This is a genomic window from Arthrobacter sp. Soil_N43, from assembly GCF_057655195.1.
The window spans coordinates 41,552-60,746 of record NZ_JBDGML010000113.1 but is presented as its reverse complement, the minus strand read 5'-3'; the positions used below and the strand labels follow the sequence as shown (position 1 = coordinate 60,746).

Sequence of the window (19,195 nt, the reverse complement as noted above, 5' to 3'; positions counted from 1 at the left end):
GTGGCTCAGATTGTGCTGGGGACGACCGGGTCGGCCGGCTGGAGGCCTCCGGCCCGCTTCAGGGCCCAGGAGGCGACGATCGGGGCGAGCAACGCAGTCACGAGGACGGCTGTGGCGGCCTGGGCTGAGGCGGAGGCGACAAAGGGTTCGAATCTCGGGTCGGCGACGGCTACTACCGCGGGTACGGCGACGGCGTTGCCGGCTGTGGTGCCGGCGGCGAAGCCGATGCCGCTCTTGAAGCCTCGCTTCAGGACGTACCGGTATCCCAGATAGGTCAGGCCTCCGGTGAAGATGACGACGATCAGGCCGAGGAAGATGCCGGCGAATCCGCCGGTGAGCACGGTCTTGAGGTTGATACCGGTGCCAACGGCGAACGACATGAACGGGATGACGATGTTCGGTACGTGGTCCAGGGCCTTCGTCCATTCCCGGTCTACTGCGCCGATGATGAGGCCGATGATGAACGGAATCAGTGCCGCGGCAAAGGCGAGCAGCGGGATGTCGCCCAGCCCGGAGGCGCCGAGGAAGATCAGTGCCAGGAATGGTCCGTCATCAAAGGCGCTGGCGACATAGGCGCCGGTGTCCCGCTCGTCGCCGTACTGGCCGGCGAACGCAAGCCAGAGGGCGCCGTTGCTGTTTCCGAAGATTGCCAGCATCGCCAGGATCGATACGCCCGCGATGCCTTCGATACCCACCACCAAGCCGAGGATCACCGCAATCGTGGCCGGGATCAGGGTCTTGCAGACCAATACCACTGTAGTGGTCGAGGCCGCGGCCTTTCCGCTGTGGCTGCCTGTGATCTGGGCACCCGTGGCGAGGATCAGCACCGCGATCAGTGTCAGGGCACCCTCCTTGAACAGCGCCGTGGTGAAGCCGCCGATCTTCAAGGCCTCGGGTGCGAACGTGTTCATCAGCACCCCCAGCATCAGCGGGATCAGCATCATGCCCGCAGGGACCCTTTGGAGGAAGGCAAACATCGGGACTCGCGAGCGTCCAGTCCTCAACTGCATTTGTGTCATCAACCTGACCTTTCATACGCCTTTGTATCTTTCAGTCGCCGGAACTAGTCCGTACAATTAGTACGTACATTACCTGTGGTTTGGATCACCCGTCAACCGGGAGATGCAGCAACCGGGCGCGGCGCTATGATGTCCTCGAGTGGCAAAGGAGTCAGAGTGAGTGTGCAACCAGCCAAGGCCGAGCCCTTGGAGCGGGCTAACGGACTGAACCGGCAGGAGGGGCCGCCCCTTCACGCGCAGATCCGGGACATCCTGCACCGGCAGATCCTGGAACGGCCGCTGCTCCCCGGCTCTCCCCTTCCCACGGAAGAGGAACTTCAAAAACAGTTTGGTGTCTCCCGCAGTGTCGTACGCCAAGCCTTGTCCGGGCTGTCCGACCTCGGACTGATCCGCCGCCAGCGCGGCCGCGGCAGTGTCGTGGCCGCCGCACCAGTCCTCCGCCGGCATATCCAGCGCGCCGGCGGGCTGGACGAACAGGCCGCCGCGCACGGCCAACACCTACGTACCCACGTCATCGCCGTTGAACACGCAGCCCCGCCGGAGCCCGCGGTAGAGGCGCTGAACACCACCAACACATGGAAAATCGAACGGATCCGCTATCTGGAGGAGGTCCCGGTAGCCTTCATGCGCACATGGGTGCCACGTGACCTCTTCCCTCACTTCACCAAGGAACTACTGGAGAACGCTTCACTACTCGGCCTCATGCGGGAGCACGGCTACCACCCCGCAGGCGGACCCAGACAAGTCCAAGCCGTGGCAGCAGATACTGACCTGGCTCACACACTCCACACCAACACCCGTGAACCCCTGCTCCTGCTGCAAGGGGTAACCCGTGACGCGCTCGGCCACGGCTTGGAGTGGTTCAACGTCTGGCACAGCCCCAACACCGTCTTCGACGTCGACGCACAAGTGACGTCGCAGCCAACGCCTATCGCCCAGGAACACGTGCGGCGGCTCCGGTCACTGGCACAACAAATCGAATCAGAACTGGCAGCCCTTGACCCAAGCACTGGCTGAACTGAATCACTCCGAAACCGTTCCTGCCGGAGCGGAGTTTAGGTTCTGTGACAGGGTGCACCGCACTTATTCAGAGGGCTTCGCGTCCGAGTAGGGGTACGCCGCAACCTGACGTCAGGCATGAACCTGCAGGGCTGTCCGAGTAGGGTTCGATCCCTTATCTTTTCTCACGGCGGCTCGAGAACCTCTTAGATCTCAACATGACAGGGCATTGTTTCCGGCGCCTGTGCGCGTGCTCACCCCAGGGATCGGCGGGCAGTCGGGTACCACGTCATAGATGAGCTGGTCCTCCGCGACCCGCACGCCACCGGTCAGCTGATGGGTCGTCATCCGGCCAGCCCGCATCAGGTGCACCGGTTTCACTCCGTCGAGCAGCAGGGCGTGGTCAGCGATCAACCGCCGGTGGCACCGCCACCAAACCGTTTCACTGCACATGATGACCGTGCGCCGTTCTGCTGCTTCCGCCAGCACCTCTGCCAGCGCAGCGGCAAAGCCAGCCGTGCGCATGTAGGCCGCGTAGGCACGAAAGGAACCATTACGCAGGGCGATGTCTGGCGAGTCCGCCGGTAGCTTACGGAAGCCGCCCAGCCGCTGCTCCCAGCGGTAGGCAATCCCGGCCGCCGGCAGCCATTCTTCCAACCGATCTTTGCCGAAGTGCGGATGCTTCCGGCTGCCCGGCCCGATCCGCACATCGACGACGGAAGCAACTTCCGCCGACTGCAGCAGGTCCAGGAAGTCCTTCTCGCTGGAGGCACCGTGACCCACGGTGATCAGGATCGTAGGTTCGGGCCTCATGGGTTCGAGCCTACTGCCGTCATAGCTCCAGCTCATGGCCAGTCGGGTTCGGCGTCTCACCGTTCGGTCATGCAGTCATCCAGCAGGCTGGCTATGAACAGACATGAAAGACCAGCCAGGCAGCAGTCTTCCGCTTCGGTTCACGGCAAATAGACACACCGTCATGCAGTCGAATCCCACGGCATCCATGAACAGCTATCAACGGAAAATCCCTCGATCCAAGGAAGAAGGACGGCGAGCATCACGGGGCCACAACGCAGGCCAACATTTGCCTCGCCGTCGGGCGCTATCGGACAGCCTGCGGGCGTCCGGGGACGCCGATTCCCTACCGGGGCGCAAGTCATGCCGCCCTCCCCCGCACCCACCATGAAGAAGTGAACAGCCAACGATGCGCCAAAGAAACTCGCACCAAATTTTTGCCAGGTCATGTTCGCCGAGCCAAGAACGCCCATGAACTGGTATCGAACAACAACCCGTCCACCCAGGAAGGCAAGGATGCAACCGGCCACAGCAGCGGCCAGCAATGAAAAAGGCCCCCGAAGGGGCCCATAAGTGAACACTTTGTGCACACTCAGAGGCTAAAAAGCCCCTGAACAGGGAAAACACTGTGCCCGAGGTGGGACTCGAACCAGATTCTAGCCCTTGCAAATGCGGGGAACTCCTGAAAACATCGCCAATCCGAGCCAGTTCGAGGGCAGTACGACCGGGACCGACCCGAAAAGTGTTGACATTGTCAACACTTCCTTTTATTGGACTTCAGGCCCTTGCACACGATAGCCGCGCTCCCCCACTGAGGAGCGCGGCAAGGTTTGAATTCGTGGCTTTGTGCGCGATGTGATTCTGCAGAGCTTCCGAGCTCAAGGGCCGGTGCGGGGGCGCTTCCAATTACTGCCACTATCGAAGCCGGGCGGACGGGGCTGCCACAAGCCGAGTGTCGATGAGCGTCAGCGTAGGTGCGTTCCTCATCGTCATCGAAGGGACGCTTTCCCCGGCCTCGGCGCTTTCGCCTTAGGATCAAGTACCTATGACGATCTCGGGGGCTATCTTTTGGGCAACGGGAGTCCAGAGATCGATTTCAACATTTGGTGATTCGACACTCACCACGAGAGAGTACCGAACTCCCCGTTCACTCTGGTCGAACGCTCCCCTGTCCTTCCACCATCCGGCGACAGGGTAAACGGCGATCGCCTCCTTGTTGGCGAGCTCGACTGCTGGGCCCATCCAGATGTCCGTATGCAAGGACCCTGGCGCCTGTTGTTGATTAGTTCCAAACAGCCAACGTTGCTCCGAGGCACTACTGACCTGGAGTCTTGTTTCACCTTCGGTGCGGGCCCGGGTGTTGATGCGTTTTCGAAAGTCTTGGATGCTCTCAGTGGGCCGCCGAACTGCGAATCGGAGCCCATGGGATGGGTAAAGATAGCGTCCTGACCACCCTCTGCTTGACGGATTCGGCTCGATGAAATAGGAAAGGGTGACCCGCAGCTTCACTTCTACTTCTCCAAGGCCCTCCAGCTCGGCTTTGGGCCATGGAAGAGCATGAAGATTCATCTCCCTAGCTTTTCCGGTATTGGAGGACCCCTCACGTTCATAAGGTCGGATTTGAGCCTCAGCGATCAGGGTGAGAGCGTCGGCAGCGCTGCGCAAAGCTCTCTCGCCGCTCGGAACGCCCATGCCATATCGGCGCAGCCGGCTTACTTTTTCTGTTTTTGTCCGAGAGTCATTCAACTCAGACAGCATCGCAGGAGTCCACTCAGCTGAATGAACAACTAGGGCCCGTACGGTCTCCGGCCTAAGGTCTGGATAGGCCGCCATTACATCAGCTGCGATTGCGGCCACTTGGGCAGTCGCTGCGGAGGTGTCCCGGGTCGTCGTAAAGGCTCCTTGTCCCAGCCTCTGAAGTCGAGTGGTCAAGACTGCGAGACTTTCCGGGGTGTCAGCACCTGTACGGTCGGACGAAACCGCTACATTTCCACCTTCCGCAACAACGTCAGGCTTAAATGGCCACTTCTTTCGATCAAAGGTTACAGAGGTCCGGCTAACAGGTGAGAGCTGTCCTCGCGGAGAAAGCGGAACATAGCCCTCGAAAATGGGAAGAGCCCCCGACATATCATCCTTATCGGTGAAAGCCCCGACCGTCAGGCCGTTCCACGCCTGCGCAGGATCTTCGATCGGTTCCAGATCGCTGCGCTCCAACGGGTCGTCCGCGGGTGAAATGTCTCGGATGTTTCCTGCCGAGATCACAAATAGTCGCGGCCTGGCCGGTTGATCTCTATCGAGATACGTGAAATTAGGGTCGCTGTCATCGATGCTTCGCCCGTAGGAGAGTGCATCGATAGTCGCAGACCATGAAGTTGGCTTTCCATTATCCCGTTCTTGAGGCCCCAAGCCGTCCCCGGCGTGAGGTCTTGGGACTGTGACGGCAAGCATGAACACTCGCGGACGGTCAGCGTTCTGAATTTCCGGGCGATCGACGGAACGGGCGGTGATGGCCGCATAAAGGTCGCGCTCATTCGATCCGGAGTCGGGTAGGAACTTTACCGCTTCAAGTCGGTGAAGTAGGCGCACATCCCTGCCGGTGGAAAGGGCCTCCTGAAGGTCACCATAGAGTGCAAGACCCGCCATTTCAGTTCCGTGACCGAAGACGGGACGACGTTGCCACATCGCGTCAGCAACATGCGAGTCCTCATCACTCAGAGAATCTGCGAGGAGGGGATGTCCAGCTTGGACCCCGGTGTCGATTACACATACTGCAGGAGCATCGTCACCCGCAGTCTCTAACCGGTCTAAGAGATCTTGCACCCAGCTGGCTTGCTCCGAGGCAGGCATCTGCGTCAGAACCGTCGCAACGTCGTGCGGGCGTCGTAGCTCAGCGATATCGTCTATGGAGGTGAACATGTCCGCCAGTTCTTCAACGGTCGCCTGAAGCAATATCACCGTCCTGTCTCCGAAACCGATGTAATGAGCGCTCGTGGAATGACCGTGTTCTCTGGCGTAGGACTTGAAGCGTTCGAGTGCACGGCCATCCCGTTTCCGAAGCCAGACTTCCCACCAGTATCGGAGTCCGTCATTCTCAGGGAAGAGCTTCTTGGGCTCCGTCCACAGTTCCAAGATTGTCGCGCGCCTGATCGACTGGATGCCCTCCACCAGCGCAGCATTACGCACGCGGGCCAACCCTGACGTTTCTACATACTTCGCCAGCCGGTCGAGAAAGTAGCCCTTCTTACCCTCGGGCACATAGACCGTAGCCAACTGGACGATGCCAAAAACCGTCGTCTCTTCGGAAACGGCTACAAGTTCGGGCTGTTCGCCACGCCCTTGAGGGTCGAGACTCTGCAGGGCAAGCTCAAGGCCTGGAAACGAAACAAACGTGATATAGGTGCCGGCAGGTTCCGTATCCGCATCTGCCTCTTGAGGGGCGAGTGCTGCTGCCAACTCGCGCTGGAGTCGACGCCCGTGATTGTAACGCTCTAGTTGAAACGGCTCCGCATCCCGGCCGCCACCATTGCCTGTCAGGGTGAACGGCTCGCTAACTGGGGACGTGGGCACGAAGAGATGAGACCGATCACGATTCGCCATAGAGATGCTACGAACTCATGCCCGGCAGTTGTTTCGGAGAGCGCTCCAAAAGGGCTGTGACTAGGTCCTCCGTCAGAATTTGCGTACGGCCGGAAAGTACTGTTCGCTTCGCGGCATGAGCAGCTGCGGTGGCGATCTCAGCTTGGTTCAGCCCGACTGCAGCATCAAGAATTCGGTTCCAACCGAGATTGCCTATTTTAAAATTGGCCAAACGATTCTTGATGACTTCTTGGGCAACCACACCGTCAGGCAGCGGAAAATTGATAATCGTGTCAAATCGACGGAACAGGGCAGCATCAAGAAGCTGTGGGTGGTTCGTTGCCGCCACAATCAGGCTCTCAGAGGTATCTTGCTCTAGAAACTGAAGGAACGAGTTCAGGACTCTCCTGATCTCACCTACATCATTAGCTGCCGCACGGTCACCCGCTAGCGCATCGATCTCGTCGAAAAGATAAACCCCGCGCGACTCCGCAAGAGAATCGAATACTAGCCGCAACTTTGCCGCCGTTTCTCCCATGAATTTAGTGATGACCGAATCGAGTCGAATGGAAAAAAGTGGAAGCCCGAGTTCTCCCGCGATTAACTGCGCGGTTGATGTCTTTCCCGTGCCAGGCGGTCCAACAAGAAGCACTCTTCTCACGGGCACTAGCCCATGGCGCACAAGCTTGTCGCGCTGGCGCTGCTCCAAGAGCAGGTGCTCAAGCCGCTCCCGTACATCAGGCGTGAGAGAAAGATCGCCCAGGCGAACGTCCGGATAGGACACCGAAAGCAGGGACGCAAGCTCTCCGCGGGGTTGGTTGACTGGGACAACGGCAGCGATTCGGGAGGAGGCGTCCGCACGCTTGCGTAGCTCGTCGACCAAATCGCGGAGTTCGCGTGCAAACTTGTCTTGCCCTGCCCGAGCGGCCTTCGCCGCAACTTGCATCGCCACAGAATAGAATTGTGGATCGTCGCCGTCGGCATGACTCTTGATGAGTGCCTTTAGCTGGTCATTCGTTGCCACAGACTCAGCCTCCTATCAGCACTCAAAGTCGCCTCGTCAGGTTGGCCAGGCTACAAGCATTCTATTCTCTCCCTGGCTCTCCTTAGAGCGTAGGCTTGTCGGATGGGGCAGGATGCCTCATACATGGTCCCCAGATTCCATGGCAGAAGCTTCCACACGGACGGTGTCTTCCCGCCCTAACATGCCCGCAAGAAGCAGGGTAAGGACACCGAGTAGGTACAAGACGGACGCCAGCACGACGACCCCAAGGAAGTCGTTTTCGAACCCGAAAACAACAGTGATCAAGCATATGGCCAGTGACAAGATATTGAGTACAACTGCCGTCTCTCGCCATCCTGTAAGTCTTCGCCTCCACTTCCGCCGGGGAATCTTGACGGGAGACAGTCTTTCCTCGAGAGCCAAGATAACCAACAGCGCCGGAATGACCTGCGCAAACAATCCTGCAGCAGAGGTATCGAACGTCATGGACGGAGCCTAGCCGAAGCCAAGCGTCGAAATGTGCAGAGAGCCGCCGACGCAACGTGTCGGCTGCCGGAAACAACGGTGTCTCGTTCTAGTTAGTCACTAGCGGAAGCCTAGCGCCTCACTATTCCATCATTGGAACTCTGGAGCTGTCACCTCCCACGCGACGCTCACGAGGAAATGGCAAGCCAAGGCCCACCAGGACGAAAAGCACTGGTTAGTTGCTGGTATTAGACGCCAAGCCGTCATAACGGCTCACTTTTCGACCGTCACAGACATCGGAGCCGTACTTGCCTCGCATCACCTACGACGGTGCATCGTCGGGTCGCCAGAGTCAAAGGCGGCGACCGAACCTCGCGGGCTTCGCCACGAAGCCTGTCTTGGGGCCACCTGTTACAACGCCGGTGGCTTCACAGTTTCAACCAACTTTGAGTTCGGGCAGACCGATGGCATGCTGACGGAATGATTGAATCTTCCATCATTGAAGGCGTCGAGAACAAAGACCTGATCACCGCTGGTGCAGGCCTGATCGGCGTAGTGATCGGTGGTCTAGTAACGGCAGCAGGGCAGCATGCTACTCGGAGGCACGAATTCAGGCAGCGGATTCTCGAACAGGTCACGGAGTTATGCTCCGCCGCGCACGAATTTCAGACGAATGCGAACTCTCAACTCACACTTCTTGGCACCGCTCCTAAAGAAGTCATCGACGAACACTCGCGTCGCGTCAATGAGTCTTTGGTAGCAGTAACCAAGTGCGGTAACACTCTAAGCGTCCTTGCTGGTGGACCCATACAGCGGGCGAGCGTGCAGGTCGTGAACCGCGTTGTGGAAGCCCAGGACTACCTCCACCCGGCCCTGGGTGATGGAAGGGCAGAGGTCTTCGTAAATAAAGAGCAGTATCTCAACAACGTCAACTCCGCGCGCAACACTCTCATCAAGCTGGCGCGTAGGCGTCGATTTATGTCCTAGCCGGCGTCTCCAAGATCGGCGTTGAATGAAGCGTCTGAGCCGGCCCGAAATGAAACAAAGCCGTACACTTCGGACTGAGGCATGGTCGCTGACACATCATGAACATCCGCTGAGCCGTACTGAGGGGAAGGTCCGTTGCACTGGTCTGGCCATAGTTTCCTAGGGGCCAAATATGCCCGGCTCAAGCTTTGAACGCTCCGATTGCAGATGCCGCATATGGTCTGCAACATCACGCGCGTCAAAGTGCTCGCCGATCTGACCTATCAAGAATCCAACGCACTCGGTGATGCGGAGGCGCACCCGCCCCTCCAACGAGTCGGCCGGCACTCCGGAAGGATGGTTGAGACGAAGGACCGAGTACCGCAGTGCGCCAGCCCTCATAGCGTCCGCCCACTCCATCAATTCATCAATCAATGGCGCTGCATCTCCTGCGTCGAGCTTCCACTGCATGAGACTTTTTAGAATCCTGGCGTGAGCCCTTTTCGCCGCGGACTGATCTGTATCTGCTGACTCGTTTAGCTCGAAAAAGCCCTCCAAGACTTCAGCAGCTGCCTGAACGCGCCGGTTCTTAGCCTGCTCCAGAGTCTGCGCGGTTATCTGCTCGTTGGTTGCAATCCTTTGGGCGTTGATCTGCCGAGCGGTTGCCCTCCGCTGTGCAACAACTGTGACGATGATGACGACAAATGCTACAGCCGAGGAGATAAGAGCTCCCCAGAGGCCGCTGAGTAGGTTCTCGGTTCCACCTGTGGAGACAGTTGTCTTCGCGGCGTTGTCGATGTTGACGAAGCTGCTGGCTGAGAGAACACCACCGCTGGTGATGGACATCCAGCCCGCAAATGCCCATCGCCCAGGACCATTGTTCCCGCTGCTGGCGGAGTCTCCCACACTGTCCATCGGCGGGTAGAGATTCAGGCAAGCGTGGATGGCTCCCCCCAGCGCCACCATCAGCGCCCCGGCCAAAGCTGGACCTTGACGAAGGAACGCAGCTAGACCGAAAGCCAGCGTCGAAGTGACAACCGTCACCACCAAGCCAATAAGAAGGTGGAATTCGCCTCTATGAACTTCATCTTCGGCAATAATTAGGTCGCCCTCGGACTCCAGCTTTGAACAGTTTTCACACACCGCAGGATTTTATAGCTAAATAGGGGTTTCTTTGTAATTATCAGCTGGTCCGACGTGAAAATGCCCAGCGAAACGGCCCGCAAGATACATGGCATTTCGGTATGGAGAAGGCCGCCGAATAACCGGAACTTTCCCACCAGTCCGTCAGGGGGCCGATAGGGTGCTGTGGCTGATGACAAGCGCCTACCCTGAGGTGTTGCACGCGAGAGTCGTCGCGGGCGCTGGGGAGGTAGGTTCCTGTACGACTTGGCCTCCCATAGGCGTCTCTGGTGAGCGCAGATCTAATTCAAGAGATCGAAGTATGCAGGCCCCATGTTCCAATCGATACGGTGCAGCGGCGTGCCGGCCGTAGGATTCAACGCGCTGTACATCATCCCACTCCCCGCATAGATGCCCACATGACCCCAGTTGAATGGACCCTGCGGATTCTGCACCACTAGGTCGCGAATCTGCGGGTCGTCCGCCATTCGTCCCACCCGCTCCGCACGTGGAAGTTCGATTCCAACCTGTTGATAGATCCATTGAACAAAACCAGAGCAGTCCCTCGCCTTGAAAGCAGTGCCACCCCAGACATAGGCGCCTCCCACTCCCCTCTTGGTAAGCGGACAAAAGTCCTGCCGGATCTGACTCAAGCCCTCAGCTGGTACGACGTCGGGGCTGGCCCCGGCATGGTCCTGACATGCAGGAGCTGGTGCGTTCCTATCTAAGACATCCACGATTGCGGACGCTTGCGGTTCGATCGGGCGTACAGCTCAGGAAGCGTTGACACCTGCACCCCTTGGGCAGCCTGCCCTTTGCTCATTGAAGTCCAATCAGGGATTTCGAGGAGCCCGCGCGGACTTCCATGGTTAGGTCCCGAAGGCCCTCCAAAAAGGCCCGCGCGTTGCAGGCGATGTCCATCAGCTTCTGGACGCTCCCCCATCCCCCGGCAGGACGTTGCTGGGCTGAACCCAGGAGTCAAGGTTCCTCTATCCGCACGCCGTCGTGCGGATAGAGGAAAGACTCCGGTACGTCCTGTTGGCCGGTCCGGAGACTTGATTCCTCTAGCGACATCATGATGGCAATCACCAACGCCCGCGAGGCCAGCCGAGACCTCTGCCAACCGAAACGTACCCCTAGGCAAAGTTCATCTGTGCCGCTGAGGGCACGATGGGCCACACGATGGAAGCCGGCTCTGAATGCCTTCGCCACCCGTCATGGTCTGCTGTAGCAAAGGCCCAGCAGAGCTCACCGAAATGGCCCTGGAAGCTTCACATTTACACTGAATGGCATGATCAGACTGCTTCCCGGCGCTTCCCCGGACAACACGCTCAAGATGCTTACTGCCGCCGCGAACGACCTTGCCAACGTTTCCAGCGCCGGTTACGCCAGCGATCGGTACAACAGCTATCTCGAGTGGGCGACCCGGCATGGCAATCTGCTCGCCCATTATCTGTATCCCGATGAAGTGGGCCGGCTCGTGACCACAAAGCGCTACTGGTCACTACTCGCGCTTGATATTGTTACCGTCCAGCCCGGCACTCTGGCCGCGCTTGTTGGCGGGGAAGTGCAGCAGCGCAGCCTCAGTCTTGAGGAGGCCAAACGGAGAATTGAAGAGGATCTGAACCAGTGGGACGGCGGCAAGGCCGTGGCCGTTGTGCTCGACACCGGCGCTTGGTTGAAGTACTTCGACGACCCCCTGAGACATGACGAATGGCGTGAGCTGCTTGCCGAGCGTCCAGATGTCCCCTTGGTGCTCACCGTCCCGATGAAGGTCGTTGATGAGCTCGACGGCAGTAAGCGAAATCGCGCCGATGCCCCAAAGGGAGGCAAGTCGATCCGCTTCCGGGCGGGATTAGCCCTGAAATACCTCGAGGCCCACGCTGTCGTGCCAGGCGAACGAACGAAGCTCCACGAAGAAAGTATGGCAAGCCCGTCTCCGGCGTCGACGGTCTACCTAGCGGTCCTCGAACAGCCTCTTGACCAGTCACCTCTTCCCGACGCCGATCTGGAGATCATCGAGCGGGCAGGATCGATCATGTCGTATGCCAACCGGGTTCGAATGATTACCACTGACTACGGCATGGTCTACCGAGCAAAACAGGCCGGCATAGACGCCATCCGGGTCAAGGGCTACGAGGAGGAAATGGCTGATCAGCCCTCCGACCGTGACCGCGCAACATCCGGAAGGTAGGTAACGGGAAGCGGATTCGACTCAAATGCTTCGCCTGATCCCAGCCCAATGGAGCGATTGGTTGGTGGCGTAAAGCTTCAACGCGCCTGGGTTTCGCACTGTGATTATGGGTGCCGATTCGCCCACCTTCTTGTACGTGTCGAGGAGGAGAAAATCTTTGGCGATTTCGACGGGAAACGACCAGGCACTTGCCGGCCGTCGACAGCACGCTCGCCTGAAACAAACATCAAGTAGGGACCTCACGTCGCAAGCGTGCCGAAGCTGGCCGGGTCGTTGGTGCGCAGAAGGTCGAGATGGAACACGATACCGTTCATACACGGGGTGTTCGCGAGCGACACGCAACCTCACTGTCGTGGGCCAGTGGCTGACGCGCTGGCACGTTAAGCCAGGCCTGCTTACCGATGTGCTGGCCGGCGTTAAGTTCTTCGCCAAGCGGCTCCGTCGTAAACAGATTCATCAGTCCCCGGAGGGCCGACTTCACCGTTATGCCCGCCGTCTCTCTGGCACCGCCGGGACCCTGGGAAGGCCCAGCTGCGTATCCCCTAAAGGACCGCAACTCAACGTTAGTGTTGACACTGTCAACACCCTCCTTATCAGGACAAACCGCGCGGCCACAGCTCGCCTCAACCTGCAAGGGAGCGTTACACGAGATTTGGAGACCCAAAACCACAAGGTCATGTAGTACTCATAAATCCGAACCATGAACTGGTGTTGGACACCCACGCCCAACCCGACAGAACCGGAACGAGGAACCGCATAAAGCAAGCGCAGAGCAGGCGGAGGGCCCACCAGCCAGGGCCTTGGACCCGCCACCCATACACCTGAATAGGCCACCGCGGCGGCCAAGCCACAGCCCGCGAACCAACCCGTCAGATAACGCGAAAACAAGCTTTGTCAACACATCAAAGCAAAATCGCCTCTGACGAGGGAATATGTCGTGCCCGAGGTGGGACTCGAACCGCATTCCAGCCCTTGAAAACACTAGGAACACCAGAAAACATAGGCATTCCGAGCCAATCCGACCGATGTATAACCCAGTCCGAAGCCAAAAGTGTGGACATTGTCCACACTTCCTTTTTGCATATTCCGGCTCCAGACAACGGGCGTCAGGAGGGGCTTTTCTCTTGTGATAGTTATCGATGCTCCGCCCGGAACTCGGAACTGACAACTGTCGGTTGGAGACCGCGACACGTGGACACGGAGATTGCCAGATCTGAAGTGTGGCTGCCCCCTCTGGGGGGTCTCGCCGCGGGCGAGGCCGGCCTTCGACAGTAACAACCCAGACGTCCCCGGTTAGCGAGTTGCCGCGTGCCCGCGTGCCCCGAACCCAGAGCATGGTGCCGGAACCAGTCGTCATTTCAACATGGCAGAGAAGCAACTGGACGAGTTGGGCACCCGGCGGGGTCGGCCCGGGCTGATCTCATAGTCCCGCATGGTGACGCCAAGCAGGACCAAAGCTCCAGCCAGCACATCCACAAGGTCTGGTTGAACCTACAGGGACGCCAATGACGTGAGAGTTGTGGCGAGAGCGTCTGCCAGCTCCTTGCCTTTCGTCACGAAATGCTGGGAAAAGTAGTTGCTGTGCTCCTCGTGCTCGTGGAAATGGTGAGGAGTTAGGACGCCGGAGAATACTGGTACGTCCGTTTCCAACTGCACTCTCATAAGGGCGTCCACGACGCTTTGTGCGACAAATTCGTGGCGATAAATACCTCCGTCAACCACCAGGGCGGAGGTGGCTACAGCGTCATAGCGGCCGGACGCTGCGAGCCGTCGGACGTGTAGCGGAATCTCGAAGGCTCCGGGCACTTGGTGGGCATCGACATTGGTGATGCCCAGTTCCTTGAGCCGCGCCTGGAAGCTGTCGACTGCACGATCAACGATGTCGGCGTGCCATCGGGCACTAACGATCGCTACTCGGAAAGAGGAAGGGTCGAGACGTGACAAGGTGAAGTCCTTTCTTTGGGAGGCCATTGGAGGATTCTTTCACGCTGATAGTGACCTTGGCGGGTATGTGTCCAAGGTGTGGGCAGGCGCATGCTCACCGGTGGTGGTTTTGTTCCCGTCTTTCATTTGGATACTGACGGCCGGTTGCCGTGCCACCACGGGCCGCAGTTTTCGGCGTCGGTCGTTCCCATGTGGGAGTTACCCGATGACTTCGCCGGTTGCTTCGTAGGTCGCGATCTTGCCGATCCGGCGGATGTGGCGTTCGTCCTTGCTGAAGGGTTCCTGCAGGAAGGCATCGATCAGGGCTGTTGCTTCTTCCATGCTGTGTTGGCGTCCGCCGATGGCAACGACATTGGCGTCGTTGTGCTGCCGGGCCAGTGTGGCGGTGGAGTGGTTCCACGCCAGGGCGGCGCGAACGCCCCTGACCTTGTTGGCGGCGATCTGCTCGCCATTTCCGGACCCGCCCAGGACGATGCCCAGTGCGTGGATCCCTGCCTCCCGATCCTCAACTACCGCTAAGGCCGCGTTGATGCAGAACGACGGGTAGTCGTCCAGGGCGTCGTATTCCTTCGGGCCATGATCCGTCACGTAATAGCCCTTCTCCGACAGGTACCTGACCAGGTGGGCGCTCAACTCCATGCCGGCATGGTCGGTGGCGATATGGACGCGGGGAAATGCAGGAGATTGGGTGACTGTAGCTTCCTTTTCTTGTCATATAGAGCCGGGGTTTAGCGGATAGATGCTCCCCTGGGGCACGAGATGGGCCCCCGTCAACCCCTTCCGCGAACGAGTTCATTGACAGGCGGTTGTGGCTTGCGTAACATTATTGCACATACAGTCACTACTGAATGGATATGCAAAATGTTAACTGCAGATGCTTCCCAGGCCGCATCCTGGCGATCCCTCCGCCAGGAGGTGTTGGCCGGTGACGCCGACTTCCGCTCCGAGAAGTTGCACGAGCGTGCCCAAGCCACCCGCCGCTCGATCTTGAAAATGATCTCCGACTCCGGTCAGGGACACATCGGCGGAGACTTCTCCGTCACCGACATCCTGACGGTCCTTTTTGACGCCGTCATGAACGTCGATCCCGAGGATCACCGCAAGGAAGACCGCGACCACTTCATCCTCAGCAAGGGCCACTGTGCAGCTGCGCTGTACTCGACCCTTGCCCACAGCGGGTTCTTTCCCGTGGCAGAGCTGGACACCTTCATGGCGCCGCTGTCGGCGTTGAACGGGCACCCGAACAGGGTGAAGGTCCCCGGTGTCGAAACGAACACCGGCCCGCTGGGCCATGGACTCCCGGTGGCCGTCGGCACCGCAATCGGCGCCAAGCTGCTGGGTACCGGCACCCGCGTCTTCGTGGTCACGGGCGACGGTGAAATGCAGGAAGGCAGCAACTGGGAAGCGCTGATGTCGGCCTCCCATCAGAAGCTGGACAACCTGACCCTCGTCGTTGACCGCAACCGCCTCCAGCAGGGCGCGCGGACGGAAGAAACAAACGGGCTGGACCCGCTCGATGCCCGGCTTGCCGCCTTCGGCATGGAAGTACGGGTCGTCGACGGCCACAACTACAACGAACTCATCGAGGCACTGCGCCCGTCCACCACAGGCTCCCCCGTCGCCATCATCGCCAACACCATCAAGGGCAAAGGCGTCTCCTTCATCGAAGACCGCGTCGAGTGGCATCACAAAGTACCGTCCAAAGAACAAACCCTTCAGGCTTTCCAGGAGCTGTCATGACGACAACCACCGTGCAAACCGACGCACCCACGTTCGATAACCGCCAGGACTTCGCGGACGAACTCATCAATCTGGCCCGCACCAACGACCGAGTGGTCGCCGTGTGCAACGACTCTGTGGGCTCCAGCAACCTGACGAAGTTCCGTGAGGAGTTCCCGGACCGGCTGATCAACGTCGGCATCGCCGAGCAGAACATGGTGGGCGTCGGCGCGGGTCTGGCCAACGCCGGTTTCATTCCCTTCGTGTGCGCAGCTGGGCCCTTCCTGACAGGTCGTTCCCTGGAACAGATCAAGGCAGACGTGGCCTACAGCCAGCACAAGGTCATCCTGTGCGGCATGAGCCCTGGGATGGCCTACGGCGAACTCGGCCCGACCCATCACTCCGTCGAGGACTTCTCCTGGTTGCGGGCACTACCGGGCCTGGACATCGTCGTTCCCGCTGACGGTCCGCAGACCCGCTCCGCGCTCCGCAACGCCGTCGCCGATCCGCGGCCGACGTACATCCGGGTTGGCCGGTTCAAAGTTCCGCAGGTGTCCAGAGACAACTCGACGCTGGAACGCGGCAAGTTTGTCCTGGCCCATGAGGGAAGCGACGTGACCATCATCGCCACCGGCACCGAGGTGTCCCGTGCGCTGTGGGCCGCCGCATCACTGGCCTCCGAAGGTGTCTCGGCGCGCGTCCTGAACGCCGCCTACCTGAGCCCGTTGGACGAGGATGCGATTAAAGACGCGGCCCGCCAGACCGGTGGAATCATCACCGCAGAGGAAGCCAACGTTGCCGGCGGTCTTGGAGCGGCAGTAGCCAGCGTCGTAGGCCAGCTGGAAGACGGTGCCCGCGTACCCATGCGCATCCTCGGCCTGAAAGACCACTTTTCTCCCACCGGCAGCACGGCCTTCCTCCTGGACCACTTTGGCCTTACAGCCGACCACATCGCTGCCGCGGCTCGTGAGGTTCTGAACCGTGACTAACCTGGCCCCTGCCCCTGCCGGATCCGCCGTCGTCGTTGCGGTGGATCAAGGCACGAGCGCCACGAAGGCCCTGGTCATGGATGGCTCGGGAGGAATCATCGCCCGGGCGCAGGTCAGTCTCACGCAGCAGCATCCCCAGCCCGGGTGGGTCGAACAGGACCCGCTCGTCATACGCGACAGCGCAGTTCAGGCGGTCACTGACAGCCTGAAGGGACTGGACACCATGGTTCTGGGCCTGGGTGTGAGCACCCAGCGCGAGTCAGCAATGATCTGGGACCGTGAAACGGGCCAGCCCCTGGGACCCGTTCTGGGTTGGCAGGACCGCCGGACGGCCGAACAGGCAAAAAACCTCATCGGCGACGGCGCAGGCGACCTGGTTCGCCGCTCCACCGGCCTGCCGATCGACCCGATGTTCTCGGCACTGAAAATCCAGTGGCTGCTCGATGAGGCTGACCCGGGCCGTCGTCTCAGCAAGGCGGGTAAGATCGCGGCCGGAACCGTCGATTCATGGCTGTTGAGCTGCCTGACCGGTGAACACAGGATCGAGGCGGGCAACGCAAGCCGCACCCAGCTCCTGAACCTGGATGCAGTCGATTGGGATCAGCAACTGCTGGAACTCTTCAACGTGCCCCGCCAGGTCCTCCCGGAGGTCGTGGCGTCCAACGCGGCGAGCTCCCCACTGTTGGGCGGACTGGCCGGCGGCTCCCGGGTGCACGCGGTCATGGGCGATTCACACTCGGCGCTGTATGCACACGGTGTCCGGGGCCCTGGAACGGTCAAGGCAACCTACGGCACGGGCAGCTCGATCATGGGCCTGCTCCAGGACGAAGCTCATCCCGCCGATATGGGCGGGCTGGTGAGGACGCTGGCCTGGCATGACGGCGCACCCCGGTATGCCTTCGAAGGGAACATTCTTGCCACCGGCGCGACCGCGGTTTGGCTGTCTCAAGTGCTTGATTGTGACGTTGCCCATTTGGACTCGCTGGCCCGGACGGTCGAGGACAGCGGCGGGGTCAACCTTGTCCCGGCGTTCGCCGGACTCGGTGCTCCTTGGTGGGACGAACGGGCAGAAGCCACGATCAGCGGATTCAACCTCGGCACGACCTCGGCCCACCTGGCCCGGGCAGCATTCGAATCCATTGCCCTGCAGATCGAAGATGTGCTGCGGGCGGCCGAGAATTCGGTCTCGCCGCGCATCAGTTCCGTTCTGGCCGACGGTGGACCGACTTCCAATGCCTGGCTGATGCAGCTGCAGTCGGACCTAAGCCAGCGCACCGTGCTGCGCAGCGCGATTCCGGATCTTTCAGCGCTGGGCGTCGCCCACATGGCCGCGATCGAGACCGGACTGCTCAGCCCGGAGGCAGTTGAAAATCTCCCGCGGAGCAGGACGGCGCTCGCGCCGGCCATGGCGGTCCACGACGCGGGCCGGAGGCGCTCAAGCTGGTCCCGGGCGGTGGCCAGAGCACGCTGGTCTCCGGAAGAAACCACCCGGGTCCCCAACTCACCCGGCACAATGCACGACGCATTGGCCCCGGCAGTAACGGAGTGACACCAATGAACACCATCGGATCTGAGATTTTTCAGGGCCACTTCAAGGGGCGCCGTGCCCTGGTGACCGGCGGAGCCAGCGGCATCGGCTACGGCATCGCCCAGGCCTTCGCCGAAGCCGGCGCATCGGTGCTCCTTGTTGACCGCAGCCCCCAGGTCAGCGAGTCCGCTGAGAAGCTTAGGGCAGCAGGTTTTGACGTTGAGCACGCGATAGCCGATGTCACCGACGAGGACCAGGTCAAAGCGGCGTTTGCCAAGACGGTGGAGCTTTGGGGTGGGCTCGACATCCTGGTGAACAACGCCGGGATCATCACCATCTCGAATCTCGAAGACCTTAGCCTGGACGAATTCAACAAAGTCCTGGCCGTCAACACCACGGCCGTGTTCCTGTGCTGCCGGGAAGCCGCTCCCCTGCTGAAAGCCAGCAAACACGGGGTCATGCTCAACGCATCCAGCGGGCAGGGCCGGCAGGGGTTTATCTTCACGCCCCACTACGCGGCCAGCAAGTTCGGCGTCATCGGTCTTACTCAGTCCCTGGCCAAGGAACTCGCCCCATCCGGGGTCCGGGTCAACAGCTACTGCCCCGGCATCGTCAAGACCGAGATGTGGGAATACAACGACCGCGAATGGGGCAGCCGGCTGGGTGACTACAAGCCCGGCGAGCTGATCCAGGAGTGGATCGACGGCATACCGCTCAAGCGCCCCGCCGAAGCAAGCGACGTGGCGAACCTGCTGCTGTTCCTCGCATCGGACGCGGGCAGCTACATCACCGGACAGGCCATCAATATTGATGGCGGAATGTTCATGAACTAGGGCCAACCTCTACTGCCAACGGAGTCAATCATGAGTCAACAACTAG

Annotated in this window: 17 protein-coding genes; 8 read left to right on the top strand and 9 right to left on the bottom strand. The window is 60.1% G+C overall.

All coding sequences use genetic code 11. The features are described 5' to 3' along the window. Positions 1 to 5 precede the first annotated feature (5 nt). Positions 6 to 977, bottom strand: coding sequence for a 2-keto-3-deoxygluconate permease (locus AC3A3W_RS16965; RefSeq protein WP_487444221.1), 972 nt, complete (start codon positions 975 to 977; stop codon positions 6 to 8). Positions 978 to 1,175: 198 nt separating this feature from the next. Here AC3A3W_RS16965 and AC3A3W_RS16960 point away from each other — a divergent pair, with 198 nt between their 5' ends. Next, a complete protein-coding gene (locus AC3A3W_RS16960; RefSeq protein WP_487444172.1) occupies positions 1,176 to 2,036 on the top strand; it encodes a GntR family transcriptional regulator in 861 nt (286 codons plus the stop codon). A gap of 195 nt (positions 2,037 to 2,231) precedes the next feature. Here AC3A3W_RS16960 and AC3A3W_RS16955 read toward each other — a convergent pair whose 3' ends face one another. Next, positions 2,232 to 2,831, bottom strand: a complete 600-nt coding sequence (locus tag AC3A3W_RS16955; RefSeq protein WP_487444171.1) for a DUF488 domain-containing protein — start codon at positions 2,829 to 2,831, stop codon at positions 2,232 to 2,234. A gap of 374 nt (positions 2,832 to 3,205) precedes the next feature. Between AC3A3W_RS16955 and AC3A3W_RS16950 the strand changes: the two genes are divergently transcribed. Continuing rightward, a complete protein-coding gene (locus AC3A3W_RS16950; RefSeq protein WP_487444170.1) occupies positions 3,206 to 3,358 on the top strand; it encodes a hypothetical protein in 153 nt (50 codons plus the stop codon). A 487-nt stretch (positions 3,359 to 3,845) separates the two neighbouring features. Here the strand turns inward: AC3A3W_RS16950 and AC3A3W_RS16945 are convergent, their stop codons facing one another. The 3 genes from AC3A3W_RS16945 to AC3A3W_RS16935 form a co-directional block, all read right to left on the bottom strand. Then, positions 3,846 to 6,407: a S8 family peptidase gene (locus AC3A3W_RS16945; protein WP_487444169.1), complete on the bottom strand. Its 2,562-nt coding sequence runs from the start codon at positions 6,405 to 6,407 to the stop codon at positions 3,846 to 3,848. Between the two features lie 7 nt (positions 6,408 to 6,414). Next, a complete protein-coding gene (locus tag AC3A3W_RS16940; RefSeq protein WP_487444168.1) occupies positions 6,415 to 7,410 on the bottom strand; it encodes an AAA family ATPase in 996 nt (331 codons plus the stop codon). Between the two features lie 117 nt (positions 7,411 to 7,527). Beyond that, complete coding sequence (locus AC3A3W_RS16935; protein ID WP_487444167.1) at positions 7,528 to 7,875, bottom strand: hypothetical protein; 348 nt, start codon at positions 7,873 to 7,875, stop codon at positions 7,528 to 7,530. A gap of 459 nt (positions 7,876 to 8,334) precedes the next feature. Here AC3A3W_RS16935 and AC3A3W_RS16930 point away from each other — a divergent pair, with 459 nt between their 5' ends. Beyond that, complete coding sequence (locus AC3A3W_RS16930) at positions 8,335 to 8,841, top strand: hypothetical protein (RefSeq protein WP_487444166.1); 507 nt, start codon at positions 8,335 to 8,337, stop codon at positions 8,839 to 8,841. Positions 8,842 to 9,000: 159 nt separating this feature from the next. Here AC3A3W_RS16930 and AC3A3W_RS16925 read toward each other — a convergent pair whose 3' ends face one another. Continuing rightward, a complete protein-coding gene (locus tag AC3A3W_RS16925; RefSeq protein ID WP_487444165.1) occupies positions 9,001 to 9,963 on the bottom strand; it encodes a hypothetical protein in 963 nt (320 codons plus the stop codon). 281 nt (positions 9,964 to 10,244) lie between these two features. After that, positions 10,245 to 10,550 (bottom strand): C40 family peptidase, encoded by a 306-nt coding sequence (locus tag AC3A3W_RS16920; protein WP_487444164.1) that lies wholly within the window; start codon positions 10,548 to 10,550, stop codon positions 10,245 to 10,247. Between the two features lie 683 nt (positions 10,551 to 11,233). Here AC3A3W_RS16920 and AC3A3W_RS16915 point away from each other — a divergent pair. Then, entirely contained in the window at positions 11,234 to 12,136 is a 903-nt protein-coding gene (locus AC3A3W_RS16915) for a PIN domain-containing protein (protein ID WP_487444163.1), read from the top strand. 1,491 nt (positions 12,137 to 13,627) lie between these two features. Here AC3A3W_RS16915 and AC3A3W_RS16910 read toward each other — a convergent pair. Next, positions 13,628 to 14,107, bottom strand: coding sequence for a 6,7-dimethyl-8-ribityllumazine synthase (locus AC3A3W_RS16910; RefSeq protein ID WP_487444162.1), 480 nt, complete (start codon positions 14,105 to 14,107; stop codon positions 13,628 to 13,630). A gap of 171 nt (positions 14,108 to 14,278) precedes the next feature. After that, positions 14,279 to 14,740, bottom strand: a complete 462-nt coding sequence (locus AC3A3W_RS16905; RefSeq protein ID WP_487444220.1) for a ribose-5-phosphate isomerase — start codon at positions 14,738 to 14,740, stop codon at positions 14,279 to 14,281. 201 nt (positions 14,741 to 14,941) lie between these two features. Here AC3A3W_RS16905 and AC3A3W_RS16900 point away from each other — a divergent pair, with 201 nt between their 5' ends. The 4 genes from AC3A3W_RS16900 to AC3A3W_RS16885 are packed head-to-tail and all read left to right on the top strand — an operon-like array spanning position 14,942 to position 19,149. Next, complete coding sequence (locus AC3A3W_RS16900; protein WP_487444161.1) at positions 14,942 to 15,820, top strand: transketolase; 879 nt, start codon at positions 14,942 to 14,944, stop codon at positions 15,818 to 15,820. Beyond that, positions 15,817 to 16,788, top strand: coding sequence for a transketolase family protein (locus AC3A3W_RS16895; protein ID WP_487444160.1), 972 nt, complete (start codon positions 15,817 to 15,819; stop codon positions 16,786 to 16,788). The genes AC3A3W_RS16900 and AC3A3W_RS16895 overlap by 4 nt, the downstream gene beginning before the upstream one ends. After that, the gene (locus AC3A3W_RS16890) at positions 16,781 to 18,337 is read left to right on the top strand and encodes an FGGY-family carbohydrate kinase (protein ID WP_487444159.1); all 1,557 of its coding nucleotides are present in this window, start codon (positions 16,781 to 16,783) and stop codon (positions 18,335 to 18,337) included. The genes AC3A3W_RS16895 and AC3A3W_RS16890 overlap by 8 nt, the downstream gene beginning before the upstream one ends. 5 nt (positions 18,338 to 18,342) lie before the next feature. Next, positions 18,343 to 19,149: an SDR family NAD(P)-dependent oxidoreductase gene (locus AC3A3W_RS16885; RefSeq protein WP_487444158.1), complete on the top strand. Its 807-nt coding sequence runs from the start codon at positions 18,343 to 18,345 to the stop codon at positions 19,147 to 19,149. The last annotated feature ends 46 nt before the right edge of the window (positions 19,150 to 19,195 follow it).

Coding starts and splice junctions, on each gene's coding strand:
- AC3A3W_RS16965 (WP_487444221.1), bottom strand. CDS start 977: ATGTTTGCCTTCCTCCAAAGGGTCCCTGCGGGCATGATGCTGATCCCG.
- AC3A3W_RS16955 (WP_487444171.1), bottom strand. CDS start 2,831: ATGAGGCCCGAACCTACGATCCTGATCACCGTGGGTCACGGTGCCTCC.
- AC3A3W_RS16945 (WP_487444169.1), bottom strand. CDS start 6,407: ATGGCGAATCGTGATCGGTCTCATCTCTTCGTGCCCACGTCCCCAGTT.
- AC3A3W_RS16935 (WP_487444167.1), bottom strand. CDS start 7,875: ATGACGTTCGATACCTCTGCTGCAGGATTGTTTGCGCAGGTCATTCCG.
- AC3A3W_RS16930 (WP_487444166.1), top strand. CDS start 8,335: ATGATTGAATCTTCCATCATTGAAGGCGTCGAGAACAAAGACCTGATC.
- AC3A3W_RS16915 (WP_487444163.1), top strand. CDS start 11,234: ATGATCAGACTGCTTCCCGGCGCTTCCCCGGACAACACGCTCAAGATG.
- AC3A3W_RS16910 (WP_487444162.1), bottom strand. CDS start 14,107: ATGGCCTCCCAAAGAAAGGACTTCACCTTGTCACGTCTCGACCCTTCC.
- AC3A3W_RS16900 (WP_487444161.1), top strand. CDS start 14,942: ATGTTAACTGCAGATGCTTCCCAGGCCGCATCCTGGCGATCCCTCCGC.
- AC3A3W_RS16895 (WP_487444160.1), top strand. CDS start 15,817: ATGACGACAACCACCGTGCAAACCGACGCACCCACGTTCGATAACCGC.
- AC3A3W_RS16885 (WP_487444158.1), top strand. CDS start 18,343: ATGAACACCATCGGATCTGAGATTTTTCAGGGCCACTTCAAGGGGCGC.